The sequence below is a fragment of the Blastococcus sp. Marseille-P5729 genome, from assembly GCF_900292035.1.
In the GTDB taxonomy this organism is placed as follows: Bacteria; Actinomycetota; Actinomycetes; order Mycobacteriales; family Antricoccaceae; genus Cumulibacter.
Map to the genome: position 1 here is coordinate 934,640 of NZ_OMPO01000001.1, position 17,848 is coordinate 952,487.

Sequence of the window (17,848 nt, forward strand, 5' to 3'; positions counted from 1 at the left end):
CACCGTATGGTATTCATAACCGTATGAGCGTTCAATTTTGGATACGCGCAGCCGCGGCCATGACGGCGATCGGGATCACCGCGCTGGGGTCCCCCGCGCACGCAAACTCCATCGACGGGTCGTTCAGCGACCTCGCAGCGCAGGCCGGCGCTCCCGGAGGGGCGATCGCCTACATCGAGGACGGCGTAGTGGAGCGCACCGAGACGTTCGGGAGCACGGGAGACGGAGAGCCGGTCCAGGCCACAACGCAGATGCTGTGGGGATCGACCTCGAAGTCAGTCGCTGCTGCAGTCGCGGTGCGACTTCACGAGGGTGGCGTCCTCGACCTCGATGCACCGGTGAGTAGCTATCTCGACGGCGGTCCGGACGTCCCGGTGCGCTCCCTGCTGAACCACACCTCAGGGATGCCTTTCGGCGCGGCCGATCTCGACGTCACGCGTCCGGGGACGACGGCCGTCGAGGTAGCGGTCGGTCTCGACCCGGAGCTGGACGCCGCCGGGGAGCATCGATACTCCAGCCTTGGGTATCTGTATCTCCAGGCGGCCATCGAGGCGGCTACCGGCAAGCCCTATGCCGATTCGTTGGCCGGTGTTGCCCCCGGCGCGGGCGCGACGGCGGAGGACTGCTCCGGCGTGGCCGCCGGCCATCGGCTCGCCGGACCGTTCGCCGTGACCGCCGGGATCGGCTACGACGGCGCGGGAGCGACGTACGGCTACACCTGCGGCAGCGTCGAGGATCTGGCGGCCTTCGCAGTGGCGCAGTTGGGCGGCGAGAAAGCGACGTTCGATGCCCAGATCGCCGAGCCGGTCGAGACCGGTCGGTCGGACACCCGCTACGGACTCGGCTGGCGGGTCACCTCCGAACCGGATGAACGCACGACGGTCTGGCACACCGGGACGGTGCCGGGGTATTTCTCCGCCATCTATCTGGATCCCGAAACGGGGGACGGTGCCGTCGTCCTGCTCAACGCATCGGGCTTCCTGCACGAGGAGGCGCTCGCCGCCGCGACCCGGGCCGCGTACGACCAGGCGACGGGCCGCGACCAGACGCAGATCCCCTCGGCCTGGATGGCCAGCGCGATACCCGTGGGCTTGCTGGCGCTCGCCGCGATCGCGGCCGTGGCGCTGATCCGCGGTCGACCCGGCGGACGCCGGGCGGTCGTCGTGTGGGCGGCTCTGGCCGGCCTGGTGGCGATTGCCACCCTGGTCGTCGCCCCGATGCTGATGGGAGTACCCCTGCGCTACTTCTGGCTGTGGGAGCCGGCGCTGGTCGTCGGGGCCGGCGTACTGCTCGCGACACTGACCGGAGGCTTGACGTCGTCGATCGTGCGACTGCGAAGATGAGGACATGGGTCATCTCCACAGCGGGGCGCCCCCAGCCACGCGCACGGCGACGGGCACGACCACGCCCACCCGGCTGCGAACGACCACGGTCGCGGGGGTGCGCACGAGGACGCCCACGCGCCCGCGCACGATCACGGTCACGTCGGCTCCGCTCGGGCGCGGGCATGGCACCGCGTGCAGGACTTCTTCGGCGGGCACTCGCGCGATCACGCCGACCAGATCGACGACGCTCTCGAAGCCAACGCCGCGAGCCGACGGCTTCGCCAGCCTAGCCGTGCTGCTCGGCGCGGGAGGCGCCGCGATCGGCTGGGAGTGGGCCGCCCCCGAGGTCGTCGAGTCCGCGCGCCAGGCCCTGACGGACGTCGAAGGGCTCGAGACCCTGGACTCGCTTCGCGCGCGGTGGGTCGGACACCGGTTGCACGCCGAGGCAGAGATCTCGGTCGACCCGCAGACCACGCTCGCGCAGGCGCACGAGATCGCGCACTACGCCGGGGCGCACCTGATGCACTACGTCCACCATCTCGGCAACGCGACGATCCACGTCGGTCCGGCCGGCGTCCAGGAATCTGCGACGCAGCGAGGAGGGCTGCGGCGATGAGCGCGCTCACGCGATACCTGCGCGGCAGCATGGCATTCCGGGTGCGCGACACGGGCCCTCCGGACGGCGAGCCGATCGTCCTGCTGCACGGATTCCCCGAGACGTCGGCGGCCTGGAGCCGCACCGCGCCGCTCCTGAATGCCGACGGCTATCGCACACTCGCCCCGGATCTGCGGGGCTACTCCCCCGGTGCCCGGCCGAAGGGGCGTCGACACTACCGCCTCGACACCATGACTGGTGACGTCACGGCACTGCTGGACGCCGCCGGGCTCACCGATGCGCACGTCGTCGGGCACGACTGGGGCGGCGCACTCGCGTGGGAGCTGGCAGCGAAGCAGCCAGCGCGGGTGCGCACGCTGACGGTGATCTCCACCCCGCACCCTGCGGCGATGTCGTGGGCGATGCGGCACTCCACCCAAGCACTGAAGAGCGCCTACATGGGCTTCTTCAACATCCCGCGAGTACCCGAATTCCTCTTACGCAAGGGATTGCGCCGCGTTGGGCTGCGCTCTCTCGGCATCGACGACGAGCTTGCCGGGCAGTACGTCGAGACGCTGCTCGAGCCCGGCGGGCTGGAAGGGGCGCTCGGCTGGTATCGGGCGATACCTACCCGGCCGCGCCCCCGCAGCGCGCGCATCATCGTTCCGACCACGTATCTGTGGGGTCGGCGAGACAAGTACCTCGGGCGAGCGGCGGCCGAGCGCACCGGTGACTACTGTGACGGCGACTACCGGTTCGTGGAGATCGACGCCGACCATTGGATCCCAGAGAAGAATCCAAAGCAGGCCGCCGAGGCGATCCTCACCCGGTGCCGTTCCAGGTGACAGGCGTCAGCCGCGGGCTTGAGCGCCCGCGCCGTCCAGCACGGGCTCCGTCGCCCCCTCGACACCACGCCGCTGCAGTACCTGCGACGGGTCCGGCTGGAGGCCGCCAGACGGGATCTGCAGCAGGCCGATCTCACGCGTGGCGACTCCATTGCTGCCGTCGCGAGACGTTGGGGTTTCGCCAATGCCGGGCGCTCCGCCGCGGCCTACCAGGCCGCCTACGGCGAGCTGCCGGTGGACACTTTGCGGCGCTGATTCGTTGTCGGTACGGCGTGGTGGTTGAGCGTTGACCCGGGCGTGCCGTGATTACCGCTCGGCGTCGACGTAGACCCAGCGGGCTCTACGGGATCTGAACCGCGAGCGTTCGTGCAGCTCACCATCACGAGCGCCGTCGCGGAACGACGCGACGAACTCGACGATTCCCGTGTCGTCGTGTGGCGAGCCGCCCACGACATCGACGACACGCAAGCCGGTCCACTCCAGGCCGGCTGGCTCGATCGTCGGTGGCCGCGTCGCCGGGTCCCAGGTGCGGAAGACGTAGTTCAGATTTCCAATGGCGTAAGCAGAGTAGCGCGAGCGCATCAGCTCGCTTGCGGTCTCGGCGTCCCGCGCTCCGTCATGGAGTGGTTCGCAGCAGGCCTCGTACGACTCTCCCCCACACGGACAGGCGCTCACGCCAGGGCCGCCCAGTAAGCCGTCCGCTCGATCTTGATCCGCATCGACTCCTCAGCAAGCCCGCAGACCTTGCACGAACAGCTGAGCTGCTCCTCGAAGACAGGTCCCTGGCTGATCAGACGGCGATTCATGGCGCCACACTAGCGGCTTGACGACCGAACTGGATACGACCGATACGCCTTGCACGACCGTCCCGCGACCAGTCGGCCTCGGAAGTGCTCACTGGGTCATCTCGACGAGTCACGATGAGATACGGCCAACTTGTCGAAGCGGGGTGGAAGGGAGTTACGCGGGGAGGCCGAGCGTGCTGGCGAGCCGTTCCAACGCCTTCGCGCAAGTCCGCTGCTTGATCAAGCCCTCCCGCGCATGCGCCGTCGCGTGCAGCTCATGCGGGAACCAGACGAGCTGCACGACACACGGGTTCATGCTCAGGGCCCCAGAGCCGACGACGCCCACCATCTGCACCGCGTCGGCGCTCGCTCCTGGGAGAGCCCCGCGGCGCTCCTGGGCGCGGCCTGCGAAGAATCCGACACGTACGGCGTGCAAGAGTGCCTCCGAACGATCGATGTGCAGCGTTCGCTGATCGCCGTCCATGCGGGTCAGGTACCGGGCGCCGGCTCGTCCCCCGGTACGACCTCCCGACGCACCGCTGAGCCGTCCGGCCCAGCCTCCACCAATCCCGCCGCCGACCGCACCGCCCACGGCTCCAAGGTCGCCGAGACTCTCCACGAGTACGTGCTCGACCTGCTCGATGGGCAACAGCGGTGATGGCACGCCACCAGCGCGATCTCGCGCCATCACATCATCGTGCGCTGCAGAGGAACACAGCCATGTTTCAGCATGATCCCAGCCTATCGACCGCGCTCATGGATGCATGGTGACGCGGCTGTGCTGTCCCATCCCGAGCAGCAGTGCAGTCCGACGCTCATGCCGCATACCCCCGGTGCTCAGCCGGCCACCACCGCATCGGCTAGCCGTTGAACGGCGTCGGCGATCATGTCACGCAAGCCGGCGCCCTCCACGATGCGGAACTGGAAACCGCTGATCCCAAGGTGGAGAGCGATCTCGCGCAGATCGTGCGGCTCAGTCGTCAGCTCGCAGATGCCGTCTCCGGTGTCGTCTACCAGGGGCGATCGTCGGCCCGAACACCTGGCGGACGTCGTCGGCCGGCGCCTCGACACGGAGACGAACCCGGTGGCGGTAGGGCGCGGTCGTAATACTGCGGGCCGCGAACGCGTCACTCTCCTGGTTCACTGCGAGCGCTGGATCGTCTCGCAGGGTGAGGACGCCTTCGACTCGATCGCGCATCATGCCGAGGAGTTGCGCCAGGTCGCCGAGCAAGCGGACGCCGAGGTCGTCATCACCTGGACCGAGCTACCGCACCGCTGACGGATAGGCTCCACGGTCGCCTCGATCAGGGCCGACCGCGCCTCTCGCGAACCGGCGGCTTAAACCTGCGGTGCGGCCCGATCAGTCGGACGCCACGGGGTCGACCGTAGGGAGCCCGAGATGCTCAGCCACGTCCTTCATGTTCACGTCATGAGTCGCGACCGTCACTGAATCTCCGATCAACAGCGCAGTAGCTAGATGCAAGGCGTCGAGTGTCCTGATGTGCCGCTCGATCGACTCCGCGACGGTATGCGCTTCACGGGTGATGTCGAAAAGCCCCACACGACTGAGTAGCGGTTCAGCGTCAGACAGCGGTCTCCGGTCGCGCCGCAGCACGCGAACCACCTCAGTCCGCAGCAACCGCGACGATACGAAGTCCGTATCAGGTGCGCCCATCCAATCCTGAAGTCGCAGACGTTCAGGCGCGTCGAGGATCGTCCGCAGCGCCACCGAAGTGTCGAGATAGACGATGCTCACGGCTCAGCGGTCCCCCTTCAGCTCGTCCAGCAGCGCGTCAACGTCCTCGGACTCGTAGCGAGGCCCGCCGACCGCCTCGGGCCACGGCACGCGCGTCGAGGCCGGAGGCGTGTAACGTCCCTGCCGCTCGGCTCGAGCGAGGGAGTCGTCCTGGCCCCGGTAGGAACTCACTCGCCAACGGGGCTCCCCTCGCTCCGTCACGATCACCTCGCCCACCGCCGCGGCCTGGGCGAGGACTTCCGCTGTGCGCTGGTTGAGATCACGCTTGGTCACCGTCGTCATGACGCTAGCGTAGTACGCACGTCTGACATCGGCCTGGACGTGCCGCGGTGCCGGGCGAGACTTCTGCGACCTCGTCCACAGTCCTCGCCGCCGTGTCGAGTTCTAGGGCTTCGTCGGGCTATGCGGCGTACGCCCGATACTGAAGACGAAAGGGTGCGTGCGCCCAGGCGCGTCAGCGCAGCGGGAGCGTCTCCACCGGCCGATCTGTCACCTCGGCGATGAGGTCAAAGCTCCTGGCCATAGCCAACACCGTCAGCCCGGCCAGTTCCAATCACCGCGGTGCGCGGCCTGTCCCGACTGCAAACGCGAGTACGCCGAGAGCACGCCCGGGCCATCGCATCGCGGATGCTGGCCGCGCTCTGAAGCGAGGCTCCCCCACCGGCATCTTCGCGGTGCTCGCCGCCGCCTTCCTGTGGGGCACCACGGGGACTGCTGCGACATTCGCACCGTCAGTCGGGCCGCTGGCCATGGGCGCGGCAGCGCTCGGCATCGGCGGCATCCTGCAGGCAGCCATCGCCGCTCCCTCGCTCCGCCGGGAACGGCCCGCACTGTCTTCGCAACGTGGGACAGTGCTCGCCGGAGCCGGAGTCGTGCTGATCTACAGGCCTTTTACAGCTCGATGCATCTGGCCGGTGTCGCGGTCGGCACGGTCGTGTCCCTCGGCTTTGCCCCGATCGCCTCGGGCCTCCTGGAGCGGTCGATCGAGCGACGCAGACTCAGCGGCTGGTGATGCTCGCCGCAGCGCTTGCGCTGCGAAGATGCACGACGCGCCAAGCGAGACGCTCCCCACGGTCGCCGGCGTCATCCTCGGCCTGGTTGCCGGCGCGACCTACGCCATGTACTCGTGGAGCGCTCACCGCCTCATGAACCGCGGCGTCGGGCGCGCTGCGGCGATGGGCGCTGTCTTCGGCCTGGGCGGCATTGCCCTCATGCCCGTACTCCTGCTGACCGGCGCACCGCTCATCGCTTCCGCCCAACCGATGATGGTCGGAATCTATATGGCACTGGTCCCGATGTTCCTGGACTATCTGCTCTTCGGGTACGGCCTCACGCGCGTCACGCCAAGCGCCGCGACAACGCTCACGCTCGCTGAACCCGCGATCGCCGCCCTCCTAGCCGTGGTCATCGTCGGTGAGCGCCTCCCCGCTATCGGATGGGCTGGACTCACGGGCATCTGCGCCTCTCTCCTGGTCCTCTCACTCGCACCTGCGACACAGGCGCGTGTCGCCGAACCGTCGCGTTCGCGCGAGCTCCCGATAAGTCAGGAAGCCTGAATCAGTCAGCCGGAGACAGACGCCGGGCAAGACCTGCAGATGCGCCGCAGTACCGGAATCAGATCGCTTGGTACGGGCCAAAGTTCCGTGGAGAGGTTAGAGCGAAAACCGGAACTCCACCGAGTTCCGGTACGGAGAACCATCTGCGTGACGAGCGCTCGCCGCGCCTCGGCGCTCACATGCGACGCCGCCGCGTGCTTACAAGTCGTCCAGCTTCTCGCCCCTGAGGTAGCCGACCTGGAAGTAGCCGCCGATCGAGTCCAGGACTGCCCGACAGCCCCCACCACCAATGCCTCCGCATCACGGTCTCCTCGATCGACCCAGGCGGCCAGGTTGAAGGGGTCGCCCTGTGCACGCAACTCACGAAACAACCATGTGTCTGACCCGATCCAACCTCTCCTCGACAGCAGCGCCAGTTCCGCAGATGTGTAGCGCGCTTCACGACGCCGCCGCCTCTCCGGGATCACCCGACCGCGCCCGGGGAGATGACATCGAGCCCAGCCGTCTCCGCCGCTTCCCCAAGCCGACGGTCATAGGTCACGACAGCATCAGCATCAAGGCGAATGGCAGCCTCCAGATGCAAGGCATCAAGAGTACGCAGATACTGCATCGGCAGGAAGCCTGCGGATCGATACGTTGCACGGTCGAGCGTCGCCAGCGACACACCCTCCAAGAGTGCGCTCACTTTCGACTGGTCTCGACCTTCCCGGACCGCCATGCGACGTAGTTCGGTCTCAAGAAGATCACTGGAGACAAGGCGCACATCCTCGCGATCAAGCCAGTTCACTAGCTCTTGAGTCTCGGGCTGAGCAACAAGCAGTGCGCCGAGCGCGGACGTATCGACATACACCAGCGGAGCGGTACTCACACCCGATCTCCCCGCAGTTCGTCGAGGATTCGGTTCATCGGCCGATCGCGGTCAGTCGGCTGAGGCTCCAGGTCGGACCAACCACCGACTCGCTTGGCCGGTCGCGAGATGGGTAGCGCGGACGGCGGGGCATCGAGCGGAACGATGCGCCCGACGGGGATACCGCGATTGGTCAGTACGAACGAATGTCCCTCGCTCACCTCACGCAGCACGCGTCCAGATTCGTTGCGCAACTCGCGCTGCGAGAGGCTCTCACTGGGTGCTTCAGCCGTACTCACGCACCAATTGTAGCACCCGTGCTACACGTTGAAGCGGAACTCCACCCGGTTCTGGTACATAAACACATCACGTGGCCTCGACCTAGTCGAGTGGTCGAATCCGCGAGTTGGTCGGTGCCGGCGGCTCCCATCCGTTCTGCTCGTGGATGCTCGCAACCAACCCTTGTGCATGGTCAGCGAGCTTGTTGAGCGCCGAAGCGTCGTGGCCCGTTGCCTTCAGCCGCCGCAGGTTGTGACTGAGTGCTTGCGCCCAAGTCATGAGGGGATCAAGGTTCTCCAGCCGCCGCTCGATGGTGTCCGCCGGCCTCGCCTGCTCCATAACTTGCCGACCGAAAGCTGCCCCCAGCGCCCGCTCGGCGTCGAGCCAGCCATCTAGCCCTTCCCACTCGTCGCCCCATGGACATCGCTGCCCTCATCATCTCGGGCCTCTCCTTGGTCGTCGCCGGCATCGGCACCTACTCGTCCAATAAGCGCTCGAAGGAGGTAGGCGCGCCCCGACTACTTCGACTGGCCATCCTCCAAGAACCGACGCTGGAGCTCGGCCATCTTCACGAAGTACCGGCGTGCGGCGATCGCCAGCAGCGTCGCCCCGGTCTCCGTCAGCCACGTCTCACGGTCACCGTCGTGCTCCTCGACCGGGTGGAGCGCGTAGTTGCGCACCTCGCGGTACATGTGGGCCTGCGTCACGACTTCAGTGATCGTGGCGCTGCCAGGCGAGGGCTTGAGCTCGCGCAGCTTCTGCTCGGTGAGGCGAATGACCTCTGCGGCGTCCCGCCCCTCGCCGACCTTCTTCTCCAGAGCCCGCGGCGCGTCCGGCACCGCACGGGCCAGGTTGAACCACGCGGCCTCCGACGCCGCGGCGAGCAGGCTCGACGAAGCGAGGTGCAGCCCCCGCTGCAGCGCGCGCCGGCTCTCGCGCACCATCGTCGCCCCGCGGGAGCCGAGGATCTCGTCCAGCCCGGCGAGGAGCTCGTCCACCGGCAGCAGAACCTCGCTCCCCGCGGGCTCGCGCCGAGCAGGCATGAACCTCTGATATTCCCTGGGATTGCCGACCAGCGGCGAGTGAACGAGGACAGGAACTCCCGAACTGCCGCCCGGGTAGTCGACGCTGATCCGCTCCGGCTGGATCGCATAATTGTTGCCTGGTCCCTGCGTGAGCACGCCCTCGGCGACGAGCTGCGAGACAGCCCACCGAACGGCGTGCCCGCCGCGGACCTCTGCCATGTGCGGGTCCATGGGGTCGGGGTCGGCGAGGCGACGCCCCTTCTCCGTGGCGGGGGCCGCAGTGAACCTCGTCCGAGGAGCCGGTCGCTGGCTCCCGATCGCCTCAAGCCAGCGATCGACGAACTCCGTCGAGACCACAGGCTCCGTCGCCGTGTCCATCGCGTCGAGGACGACCCCGCGGGCGACGAGAATGTCCGCCTCGCTCGGCGTCACCGCGGCCTGCACGGCCTCCTTGAATGCGGATTCGAAGTCCATGCCCCAAGTGTCCCCGCAGCGCGGGGCCAGATCCATGTTCAGCGCGCAGTGTTGCGCGCGCCTACTGCCAGCCGTCGAAGGGATCGACGACGCTGTGGACGCCGTGGACGGGGCAGGTGAAGGCGATCCGCATGCCCGCGTCGGTCGGCACCGGGTCCGGGTCGCAGTCGCGCCCACACACGCCCTCGCCGACGGGGTGCGCGCAGGTGCGGTAGCCCTCGTCGTCGCGCGCGAGCGGGTCGCCAGCGGCGATCACGCCTCGCCCTCCCGAAGCTTCGGCGTGATCTGCACGGTCTCGGGGTCGAACGTCTTCTTCCCGCGCGGGTGTGGAAACAGGCGCACGGTGCAGAAGAAGTCGATCACGCGCCGCTTGATCATCAGGTCCGCGCGCTCGTAGGCCGCCACGGGATCGTCGTCGCCGAGCACATCGTCAAGGTCGGTCGAGGACATGAGCGAGCGGCGCTCGGCCTCCAGTGCCTCAATCGCCGTGTTCTCGCGCTTGCGGACGCGGTTGAGGTCGAACGCTTCGATGAGGTCGTTGTCGTAGTCCTGTTGGACGCGCAGCAGCTTTGCCTTGCGCGCGCTGATGTCGGCGTTGATCGCCTTGACGCGGGGCTCATCGACACGCAGGCGCACGTCCTGGAGATCAGGCCGCGCCAGACGCGCCTTGACAACGCGCTCGACCCACTCATCGACCTGCTTGCGGGTCCGGATCAGCTCGGCATCGGGACAGCGGTACCGGGTGCCGTGCGTGATGACGGGCTTATCGCACAGGCCGCACAGGTAGAGACCGGCCCCGATGTGCTGCCGCGCAGTGGATCCGGTGCGGTTCGTGATCCTCCTTGGATCGTTCAACCGCTCCTGGACACGCCACCAGACCTCGGGCTCCACGATGGGGGTCCACTGGCCGAGGACGGGATCGTTGTTCTCGTCGCGCAGGATCTGGGTATGCCAGCTCTGCCGCTTGTTCTTCGCACGGTCACGGCGGTCGGTGTAGACCGAGTAGCCGGCGTACCGGGGGTTGCGCAGGATGCCGAGGACGGTCGAGGAGTGCCAACGGCCGTCCTCCGGTACAGGCTTCAGCTCCTCCCCCGCCTCCTTCCGACTCTCGTTGCGCTCGATCGCGAGCGTCCTCGAGTGCTTGGGCAGGTGAGGCAGAGAGGACGGCACTTCTGGACCGGTGCCGCCCGACAGGCCCCGTGCGATCGCGGCGACGGACGGACCGTCTTCGATGGAGAAGAGCCGGAAGATCTCGTAGACGGCGGCGGCCTCGTGCTCGATGATGTCGCCGTTCGTCGCGTAGCCGAGGGGCCTCACGCCTTTGGGAGCGCGCCCCTGCTGGGCACGCTGGACGTGGGCTCTGGACTGACGCGCCGATTTTCGTTCGACCTCGGAGCGCGCCACCGCAGCCTTCATGCGGGCGAAGAGCCGGCCGCCGTTGGTCCCGAGGTCGGCCTCACCGTTGGCCGTCACGCTGACGAGGCCGTGCTCCTGGGCAGCATCGATCCAGTCCTCGAGCTGCCTGGGCTGCCGGGTAAGCCGGTCGAGGTCGTAGGAGATGATCGCGTCGAAGCGGCCGGCCTCGTAGTCGGCCACCATCTGGTCGTAGGCTGGGCGAACCTTGGTCTTGTCAGTCGCGGACTTGGACTGGTCCACGTACTCCTTGTAGACGGCCCAGCCGCGCTCGGACGCGATCTTCAGGCAGTCCTCGCGCTGCCGATCGATGGCGAGACCGTCCAATCTTGCGATCAAGCGAGATCCGGAGGTAGACGGCAGCTCGGGTCTTCGATTCAGTCACGTATACGAGCGTACGCGCGAGATGTGTCTACGTGACGTAACGCCAAGACTGTGACCGTGTCACGGCTTCCGATTAGCACCGTGCAGGTCGCCCGGCCGTGTCGGCCGACCCGATCAGTCCGCCAGAACCTGCCTGATCAGTGCTGCGATGTCATCTCGTTGCACCTGATCACGGAACGTAACCTCGATGCCCTCCGAGCTCATCGACTCGAAGAACCGTCGCGCCGCCGTCATCCTGAGTTTCTCGCTTTCTCGCAGGTCGGAGCGCTTCTTGACGTCCTTGGTCTCAATGATGAAGTTGAGCGACAGCCCGCCGTCCTCGCGCTTCAGCACGTACATGAAGTCCGGGCTTGTTGTTCCGCCGAAGTACAGGGGCACCTTGATCGACCGGCGTGGGATCTTCCCGAAGACGACGACTTCATCGAGCTTGGAGTCGCGGATCATGCCATGCTCCTTCGGTGAGTCGTACACAAACGCGTCGTACAGGAACTTGTCCGGCACGATGGCCTTGTCGTCGCGGAAGACGCCGATGTTGCCCTGCGTGATGCTCTCGAGCGGGGCACCATCTGCATCGGTGAGTTCCGTGCCGAGTACGAGCCCCTCGATCTTCGAGTACGTGAACCGCTCGAGGTAGTTACGCTCCATCCACTCCGTGAACCCAGCAACAAACTCATGCAGGGTCGCCTTGTTGAAGAAGTCGGCGGGGAGGCTCTTCTTCGCGTCGAGGCGGACGAGCCCCGCGTGGACACGATCGATCGGCAGTCCCGTCTGAGCACGGACACGCTTCAGCCAGTCGCCGTACGGCATCGTCTCGGTTGCGTTGAAGACCTTCTTCGTCTCCGTCCGAACCTCCAGGGACGAGCCCTCGTCAGCCTGCACGACGACATCTTGCGCGAATCGACCGAACTCCTGCCGGTAGATATCAGCGCCCAGCACCTCGTCGATGCACTCATCGATCTCGTCGGCCGCGAGCTCGTCGAGGCGGAGGTAGTACTTGGCGTTCAGCGTCTCCCAGAGGTCCTTGAGCGCGGAGTACCGCTCGGAGCGAATGCCGACCTTAACCTTCTGATTTCCCTTCACCACCTTGTCAGGCTTCAGGCCCGTCTTGTTGAACGCGGGGTAGGCAGCGAACAGGTCATCTTCGCGCCCCGGTACGACGTTCTTGTCGGGATCGACGAGCCCCTGCTGCAGGAGCTCGATGAAGAGTTCCGTCTCCGTCTTGCCGAGCTCGTCGGCGACCTTGGGCAGTAGCTCCTTCACCTTGGCTGGGCCCACGGCGACGTCGGAGTTGATCTCGTCGACGAGAGACTCGGCGAACTTTTGCTCCGTGTAGTCGATGAGGTAGGTGAGGTAGAACTGCTCGCCCGCGAGACGAGTGCCTTTCGCGTCCACGGGCAACCGGAGGCCACGGCCTACCTCCTGGAGCTTCGAGATCTCCGATCCGGACGACCGGAGCTTGACGATCTGGAACACGTTCGGGTTGTCCCAGCCCTCGCGGAGCGTCCACTTCGAAAACAGGAATCGACGAGTGTTCGGCGCACCGTTCGCCGTCTCGAAGGACAGCATCGCCTCCTTGTTGCGGAGGATGTCGTCGACCTCGCGCTGGATGGCCTCGTCGGTAGTGGAGTTGTCCGCGGAGAAGTATCCACCGTTCGTCGCCTCGACGTCAGCGAGCGACGCCCGCAGGTAGGCGACATACTCCTTCGCGACGGGCGAGGAGTCGCCCTCGCGCTTCTCGATCTCCGCGGTGAGCCGTGCAGCAAGGAGCTCCTCGAAGCGCTGCCTGAGGTGCCCTTTCGAACCGTCGCTGCCGCGATAGGACTCGATCGAGTCGATGAAGAACAGGGTTAACGTCTTGACCCTGGACGAGCGGCGGAAGTTCTCCCACTCGGTCTCGAAGTGGTTGTCGAGTGCCTGCCGCATCATCAGGCTCTGATAGGTGTCGGAGTAAACCCGGGCCGAGAGGATGTCCCCTGTCCCCAGCGCCTGACCGTTGGACAGCGTGACGCCGGACTTGATAGTCGGGTTGTCGGTCTTACCGATCCCATCGATTGTGATGCCCGCGAATGCGCCGTCCGCAATGCCGAGGGACTCCCCCATATCGAAGGTGAGGGACTTCCCCGTGCCGATGTTCTGGAACGTCGCCTGCTTCGGCTTGCGCGCAGAGACGCTCGTGAGTTTCAGGCGCGTCGTATCGCTGCTGCTGTCCTGTGGGTACTGGACCTGGACGCCCTTGACCAACTGCTCGTTGAACGACTCGACGGCACCGAGATTGAACACGAGGTTGTTGTAGTCGGTCTTCCCCGTCTTGCCGAGCTCCGGGAACGTCGCGCCGAAGCGGAAGACTGCCAAGGGCTGGATCTCGTCAATGAGCGTCTGATACGCCTTGTTGTCGCGTCGGAAGCGGTGCGGCTCATCCATGATGACGATGGGGCGAGTCCCACGAAGCGCCTCGTAGGGGACACTGGTCGCGCCGAGCACCGTCTGGTCGTAGTCGAACGCCATGGTCTTCTTCGACTGCAGCATGCCGTCGGTCATGAGGAGAGCGGAGATCCGACCAGGCGAGAGCCGCGAACCGTGCACGAAGTTAACGATCGAGTTCGGCATCATCTTCCGCCCCTTCGATCGCTTCTGGGGATCGAGGACATCGAGGCGCAGCTCCATCTGCGGGCCGTACGCATCAGCGAAGTACTGGCGCGCGTAGTCCGACCGGATGAACGCCTTCGCGCCTTCCTTGATCGGTGTCGAGGGCACGAGAAGAATGAACTTTGTGAAGCCGTAGAGCCGGCTCAGCTCGTACATGAGTTGCGTGTAGACCAACGTCTTGCCGGTGCCGGTCTCCATCTTGGCATCGACCCCGAGAACACCGTCATCTACATGTCCCCGCCATGGACGAGGGATCGCAGCGATCCCGTCTACGACACCGGACTGGATCGCATTAATGTTCTCGCGAATCTGAGGATCGGCCGAGTCGAACGCGATGTTCGCCTCCGGCAGGGTGCTTGCGTCAAACTCCACGTCCTTGAAGACGCGGGTCAGCGCCTTCAGCGCCCGCTGCTGATGCTCCAGAGTCTGAAGTCGGATCTGCATGGGTCAGTACCGTTCGATCACCGAGACGGTCTGCCCCGACCGAAGCGACGTGAGATTCTGCTTCAGCTCGTGCATGACCGAGAACGGCACCGAGTACCCGAAGACAACGAGCCGCTTCAGATCGAGCTCACCGGCCTCGAGCTTGGCCACGAGCGCCATCACGTCGTCACTATTGAGTCCCGGCACGATGACGTAACCGGAGTCCTCGCAGACCTTCAGCTTGTAGTCTTCGAGCCTTACGTCGCTCACCTCAGGCGTCAGGCCGAAACCGTCCTGGACGAGCCAAGTCGAAAGCGCGACCTGGTCTCCCGGTGTCCCGTTTGAAGCGAACTTGGACACGAAATCGCCAGCGAACATCACGCCGTCCTCATTGGGATCGAAGGACTGAAGCTGATCAAGCGTCTTCGCACTCGGCGACTCTAGACGGAAGAGACGGAAACCATAATCTATCGAGGCACCCGTCTCGTTCTTAATCTTCGATGCAGCCCTCTTGATGCGCTCTCGACCAATCTGATCAATCTGCCCATAGCCGGCCTTAGCGGCCGGACTACCAGCCTTTACTTTCTCCGGAAGCTGCACCATTATGAACTTTCGGCGACCCGCATCGCCGTCGCTTCCATTGAGCTGCATAACAGCATCTGCTGTCGATGCAGATCCGGAAAAGAAGTCGAGCACGACAGCATCTTTTGAGCCCAAAGTGGCGTACTCAACAAGCTTCTTAACCAGTCCGACAGGCTTCGGGTGGGAGAAAATATCCGGACCCACCAATGATTCAACTTCGGCAGTTCCATCCACCGTTGTCCCAACGTCCAAGAGCAACGTGCTAGGAGTCTTTGTATCCCCCTTGGCGACACGCTCTTCATAGAACAATTTGCGTTGCGGTCGCGCATTTCCGCGCTTCCCGAATGCGACACGCCCATCCTCTATCAACGAGGACATCGTCTGTGAGTTGATCGCCCAAGAGCGACCTGGTGACGGCCAGTGGTCCTCACCCGTGGCCGGATTCGTTACCGGATACATGGTGTCCCCGCCTGGCTTATTGGCGTCTAGAGGTACGAGTTTCCACGGGCCACGTGGATCGTCATCAGGGTTGGAGTATTCCTCGCTATCCAGCTGGTTCCCCCAAACCTCGAGCAGCGACCGATCCTTTGAGTAGACAAGGGTATGGGTGTGGTTCTGTGAAAACTCACGATCGTCTGAGATCGATCGACGCGATTGCCAGACTAGGTTAGATACGAAGTTCGCTTCACCAAAGATCTCGTCGCAGAGGACTTTAAGGTTCGCCTGCTCATTGTCATCAATACTGATGAAGATGACACCATCATCCGCAAGGACTTCCTTCGCAAGCTCCAGTCGCGGGTACATGAAGGTAAGCCATGCCGAGTGCGACGACTTGCCCTGAAGTGCCATCACCCGCTCGGCCTCGTCCTCGTCAAGACCTACCTTTTCGACCAGGTCCTTCGCCGTGAAGCCGAAGTCGTCGACATAGACGAACCCATCGGAACCCGTGTTGTACGGCGGATCGATGTAGATGCACTTCACCTGGCCCGCGTACGACCCCAGCAAGTGCTTGAGCGCATCGAGATTGTCCCCGACGATGTACAGATTCTCCGACTCAGCGTTCGCCGCCTCGGCGTTGTGCTCGAGGTCAGGGACCACGACCGCCTCGGTCCGCGTCGAGGTCAGGTACTTGGCGTACGACTTCCCCAAGAACTTGAGCTCGTAGCCTTCGCGGGTCATCGACACGTCGGCCGAACTCAGAGCCTCCTGAAGACGGTCGAGCCTGAAGTCGCCGTTCTTGTCGAAGTACTCGGGCACGGCAGCGCGGAGCCGCGCAAGCTCGAAGTCGGCGGGCTTGACCGTTGCGTTGGCCTCGTGAGCGTCTCTGATCATGATCGTCTTTCGTTCAGGCAGCGGGGCGGACTGGTCGTGTTACTGGCTCACTTCTTACCGCCCGTGCCAGATGTTCCTCCGTGCCGGAACTCCACCACGTCGCCGTCGGCCATGACGTAGTCCTTGCCCTCGATGCGCACCTTGCCGGCGGCCTTGGCCGCGACCATGGATCCACTCGCGATCAGGTCGTCGAAGGAGACCACCTCTGCCTTGATGAAGCCCTTCTGGAAGTCCGTATGAATGACACCCGCCGCCTCCGGCGCAGTGGCGCCGATCGGGATCGTCCAGGCGCGCGACTCCTTCGGGCCGGCGGTCAGGTATGTCTGCAGGCCCAGCGTGCGGAAGCCCGCACGCGCCAGCTGATCCAGACCGGACTCCTGCTGCCCGATCGACTCAAGGAGCTCGGCGGCGTCCTCGGGCTCGAGCTCGATGAGATCCTCCTCCGTCTTGGCATCGAGGAAGATCGCCTCGGCGGGCTCGACGATCTGCGCGAGCTCTGCCTTGCGGGCGTCGTCCGACAGGACGTCGGTGTCGACGTTGAAGACATAGAGGAAGGGCTTCGCGGTGAGCATGTGTAGTTCGCGCAGCTGCGTCATGTCGATCCCCGCCCCCGCGGCGCCGGCAAACAGCGTGACGCCGGTCTCCAGCAGCTCCTGGGCCTGCTTGGCGGCGTCCACCTGGGGCTGCAGATCCTTCTTGTTGCGCGCATCCTTCTCCAGCCGCGGCAGCGCCTTCTCGATGGTCTGCAGGTCGGCGAGGATCAGCTCAGTGTTGATCGTCTCGATGTCGGAGCGCGGATCGACGCGACCGTCGACGTGGACGACGTTGTCGTCGCTGAACGCGCGGACCACCTGGCAGATCGCGTCGGCCTCGCGGATGTTGGCCAGGAACTTATTGCCCAGCCCCTCACCCTCGCTGGCTCCCTTCACGATGCCCGCGATGTCAACGAACGACACCGTCGCCGGCAGCTCACGGGCGCTGCCGAACACCTTGGCCAGCTCGCCCAGCCGCGGATCGGGGACGCCCACCACCCCGACGTTCGGCTCGATTGTGGCGAACGGGTAGTTTGCCGCGAGCACGTTGTTGCGGGTAAGAGCGTTGAAGAGGGTCGACTTGCCGACGTTGGGCAGGCCGACGATTCCGATGGTGAGACTCACCCCGACAGTCTAGGTGCCCCGGTCAGTCGTCCTGGCTCACACTCGATCACCGCCCGGTGCGCACGCATTCGACGAGGCCGGCAGGGATGCGCATGAAGTATCCCCATGAACAAATCACGTTGGGTTCATGCGAGCCCACGAGAGTCTTCGCCGATGTCGAAGATGTTCTCACGCGTCGCCGTACGCTCGAAGCGCTCACGATCCCGAGCCTGCTCGTCCTCGCCGCTCAGGCGATCGCCGGGCGCCGTCCGGCGCCGTCATCGACGTAGTCCCCATGGTGGACGGCGGGAGGGAACCGCACTGGCGCTCGCGGACAGCCCCGGCGGCCGGGTCGTCGAGCGCACCGTGACCGGGCCGGTAGGGGAACCCGTCCGCGGTCACTTCGCCATGCTCGGCGGTGACGCCGAGAGCCCCGCAGTGGTGA

At 65.4% G+C, this 17,848-nt stretch carries 19 protein-coding genes and 1 pseudogene; 7 read left to right on the forward strand and 13 right to left on the reverse strand.

Annotated elements, in window-relative coordinates; translation table 11 throughout:
* Positions 1 to 23: 23 nt before the first annotated feature.
* From DAA40_RS04610 to DAA40_RS04625, 4 genes and pseudogenes are all read left to right on the forward strand, one after another.
* Positions 24 to 1,343, forward strand: a complete 1,320-nt coding sequence (locus DAA40_RS04610; protein WP_158716234.1) for a serine hydrolase — start codon at positions 24 to 26, stop codon at positions 1,341 to 1,343.
* A 274-nt stretch (positions 1,344 to 1,617) separates the two neighbouring features.
* Entirely contained in the window at positions 1,618 to 1,941 is a 324-nt protein-coding gene (locus DAA40_RS16095) for a cation transporter dimerization domain-containing protein (RefSeq protein WP_158716235.1), read from the forward strand.
* On the forward strand, positions 1,938 to 2,765 hold the full coding sequence (locus DAA40_RS04620) for an alpha/beta fold hydrolase (RefSeq protein ID WP_106848495.1): 828 nt from the start codon (positions 1,938 to 1,940) through the stop codon (positions 2,763 to 2,765). The genes DAA40_RS16095 and DAA40_RS04620 overlap by 4 nt, the downstream gene beginning before the upstream one ends.
* Positions 2,766 to 2,780: 15 nt before the next feature.
* Positions 2,781 to 3,020: pseudogene (locus DAA40_RS04625) on the forward strand (helix-turn-helix domain-containing protein); the annotation flags it as partial.
* Positions 3,021 to 3,071: 51 nt separating this feature from the next.
* On the opposite strand, the gene DAA40_RS04630 reads toward DAA40_RS04625, so the two are convergent.
* The 3 genes from DAA40_RS04630 to DAA40_RS16340 form a co-directional block, all read right to left on the reverse strand.
* Positions 3,072 to 3,440 (reverse strand): YchJ family protein, encoded by a 369-nt coding sequence (locus DAA40_RS04630; protein ID WP_106848497.1) that lies wholly within the window; start codon positions 3,438 to 3,440, stop codon positions 3,072 to 3,074.
* Entirely contained in the window at positions 3,437 to 3,571 is a 135-nt protein-coding gene (locus DAA40_RS16850) for a hypothetical protein (protein ID WP_255413450.1), read from the reverse strand. The genes DAA40_RS04630 and DAA40_RS16850 overlap by 4 nt, the downstream gene beginning before the upstream one ends.
* Positions 3,572 to 3,725: 154 nt before the next feature.
* On the reverse strand, positions 3,726 to 4,214 hold the full coding sequence (locus DAA40_RS16340; RefSeq protein WP_199849509.1) for a hypothetical protein: 489 nt from the start codon (positions 4,212 to 4,214) through the stop codon (positions 3,726 to 3,728).
* 339 nt (positions 4,215 to 4,553) lie between these two features.
* Here DAA40_RS16340 and DAA40_RS04650 point away from each other — a divergent pair, with 339 nt between their 5' ends.
* Entirely contained in the window at positions 4,554 to 4,829 is a 276-nt protein-coding gene (locus DAA40_RS04650) for a hypothetical protein (protein WP_158716237.1), read from the forward strand.
* An 81-nt stretch (positions 4,830 to 4,910) separates the two neighbouring features.
* On the opposite strand, the gene DAA40_RS04655 is transcribed toward DAA40_RS04650, so the two are convergent.
* Together DAA40_RS04655 and DAA40_RS04660 are read right to left on the reverse strand one after the other, a co-directional pair.
* Complete coding sequence (locus tag DAA40_RS04655) at positions 4,911 to 5,306, reverse strand: PIN domain-containing protein (RefSeq protein WP_106848502.1); 396 nt, start codon at positions 5,304 to 5,306, stop codon at positions 4,911 to 4,913.
* A gap of 3 nt (positions 5,307 to 5,309) precedes the next feature.
* Entirely contained in the window at positions 5,310 to 5,588 is a 279-nt protein-coding gene (locus tag DAA40_RS04660; RefSeq protein ID WP_106848503.1) for a type II toxin-antitoxin system Phd/YefM family antitoxin, read from the reverse strand.
* A 758-nt stretch (positions 5,589 to 6,346) separates the two neighbouring features.
* Between DAA40_RS04660 and DAA40_RS16345 the strand changes: the two genes are divergently transcribed.
* Entirely contained in the window at positions 6,347 to 6,862 is a 516-nt protein-coding gene (locus DAA40_RS16345; protein ID WP_199849510.1) for an EamA family transporter, read from the forward strand.
* Positions 6,863 to 7,325: 463 nt separating this feature from the next.
* On the opposite strand, the gene DAA40_RS04675 is transcribed toward DAA40_RS16345, so the two are convergent.
* From DAA40_RS04675 to ychF, 8 genes are all read right to left on the reverse strand, one after another.
* Complete coding sequence (locus DAA40_RS04675) at positions 7,326 to 7,730, reverse strand: type II toxin-antitoxin system VapC family toxin (RefSeq protein WP_106848504.1); 405 nt, start codon at positions 7,728 to 7,730, stop codon at positions 7,326 to 7,328.
* On the reverse strand, positions 7,727 to 8,008 hold the full coding sequence (locus DAA40_RS16965) for a type II toxin-antitoxin system prevent-host-death family antitoxin (protein WP_106848505.1): 282 nt from the start codon (positions 8,006 to 8,008) through the stop codon (positions 7,727 to 7,729). Before DAA40_RS16965 ends, DAA40_RS04675 begins: the two co-directional genes overlap by 4 nt.
* A 498-nt stretch (positions 8,009 to 8,506) precedes the next feature.
* The gene (locus tag DAA40_RS04690; RefSeq protein WP_106848507.1) at positions 8,507 to 9,487 is read right to left on the reverse strand and encodes a hypothetical protein; all 981 of its coding nucleotides are present in this window, start codon (positions 9,485 to 9,487) and stop codon (positions 8,507 to 8,509) included.
* Positions 9,488 to 9,548: 61 nt separating this feature from the next.
* Positions 9,549 to 9,743 carry a hypothetical protein gene (locus tag DAA40_RS04695; protein WP_106848508.1) on the reverse strand — a complete coding sequence of 65 codons (195 nt, stop codon included), beginning with the start codon at positions 9,741 to 9,743 and terminating at the stop codon, positions 9,549 to 9,551.
* Positions 9,740 to 11,239: a recombinase family protein gene (locus DAA40_RS04700; RefSeq protein ID WP_234356236.1), complete on the reverse strand. Its 1,500-nt coding sequence runs from the start codon at positions 11,237 to 11,239 to the stop codon at positions 9,740 to 9,742. Before DAA40_RS04700 ends, DAA40_RS04695 begins: the two co-directional genes overlap by 4 nt.
* A gap of 159 nt (positions 11,240 to 11,398) precedes the next feature.
* Positions 11,399 to 14,374 (reverse strand): type III restriction-modification system endonuclease, encoded by a 2,976-nt coding sequence (locus DAA40_RS04705; protein ID WP_106848509.1) that lies wholly within the window; start codon positions 14,372 to 14,374, stop codon positions 11,399 to 11,401.
* Between the two features lie 3 nt (positions 14,375 to 14,377).
* Positions 14,378 to 16,267 (reverse strand): site-specific DNA-methyltransferase, encoded by a 1,890-nt coding sequence (locus DAA40_RS04710; RefSeq protein WP_106848510.1) that lies wholly within the window; start codon positions 16,265 to 16,267, stop codon positions 14,378 to 14,380.
* A gap of 47 nt (positions 16,268 to 16,314) precedes the next feature.
* A complete protein-coding gene (gene ychF, locus DAA40_RS04715; RefSeq protein WP_106848511.1) occupies positions 16,315 to 17,424 on the reverse strand; it encodes a redox-regulated ATPase YchF in 1,110 nt (369 codons plus the stop codon).
* Between the two features lie 86 nt (positions 17,425 to 17,510).
* On the opposite strand from ychF, the gene DAA40_RS16575 reads away from it, so the two are divergent.
* A complete protein-coding gene (locus DAA40_RS16575; protein ID WP_234356237.1) occupies positions 17,511 to 17,693 on the forward strand; it encodes a hypothetical protein in 183 nt (60 codons plus the stop codon).
* Positions 17,694 to 17,848 lie beyond the last annotated feature (155 nt).